Source organism: Mesorhizobium sp. BHbdii (assembly GCF_053848045.1).
In genome coordinates, this window is record NZ_JBSPKX010000034.1 from 1 (window position 1) to 1,193 (window position 1,193).

Below are 1,193 nucleotides of genomic sequence, written 5' to 3' on the forward strand. Positions count from 1 at the left end.
GCAAAGACGACCTCGCGGCCGCGCCACTGCATGGCGCTCAGCGCGAAGGCTGCGGCCGCGCACACCAGGAGTCCCACCACCACCGTACATGCGGCCACGACGATCGAATTGATCAATCCGGTCCGGAACGCTCCGCCCAGCGCGCTGCCAAAATTTGCCAGCGTCGGCTGTGGCGGAATGAAGCTGCCGATGGAAAGCGGATCAAGCGAGGTGAATATCTCGCTACCGGGCCGGAGGCTTCCTGCAATCAGCCAGACGATCGGCAGCAGAAAGCCGGCGGCGACGGCGATGCCGAACAGGAGCCGAACCATACGCCCCGCCCCGGCCGAGTTCATTTCTCCGGCGCTCATACTTGCTTCTCCCGCGACAGCAACCGGAACTGGATGAGCATGATGACCATCATGACGACCATCAAGGTCAACCCTTCCGCAGCAGCCAATGGCACGTCGTTGAAAAAGTAAGCCTGCTGATACACGTCGTACATGATGAGCTGCGTGCTGCCGGCGGGCCCGCCTCGGGTAAGTATCGCGATCGGAGCAAACAGCAGGAATGTGGCCACCGTGTCTGCGACGACTACGAAGGCCACCGGCCGACGCATCAGCGGGATAGTGATGTGCCACAATGACGAAAGCTTCCCAGCGCCGTCGATCGATGCTGCCTCATAGAGATCGCGAGGAATGTCCTTTAGGCCACCGATGAGGAACACCATCCAGAAGCCGCATCCGACCCACGAGCTCATCACAATGATCGACATCAATGCCTGGTCTGGCGATGAGAGGAACGGCTGAGCGCTCACGCCAAGCGACGTCAACAGCGCATTTGCAAGTCCCTGCGGGCGATATGCAGCGCCCCACAGGATGGCTGCGACGCTCGATGGGATGAGTACCGGCAGGAACACCAAGAGACGCAGCAGCGAGATGATCCGTGAGTTTTCGGCAAACAGCAAAGCGAGGCCGAAAGCGATTGCCGTCTGCAAGGGCACAGTTACCACGACAAAGGTTAGAGTCGCCTGGAGCGTTTTGGCAAACGTAGGCGACGCGAAAAGAAACACGAAATTATCGATCCCGGCGAACTCGCCGTTCGGCCCGGACAGGCTCTCCTGAACGAGCCAACCTGCCGGCAACAACCGAAACCCTATGAGGGCAACCAGAGCCGGCGCCAGGAAGAGGAGCGGCGCTATGGCCGCTCTCCAT

General features: G+C 60.5%; 1 protein-coding gene and 1 pseudogene. Both read right to left on the reverse strand.

Annotated features, from left to right (window positions below):
• Nucleotides 1–335, reverse strand: a pseudogene (locus ACWTU8_RS31610) (hypothetical protein); the annotation flags it as partial.
• An 11-nt stretch (nucleotides 336–346) separates the two neighbouring features.
• Nucleotides 347–1,193: carbohydrate ABC transporter permease (locus ACWTU8_RS31615; RefSeq protein ID WP_455851225.1), on the reverse strand; the 847-nt coding region annotated here is incomplete at its 5' end.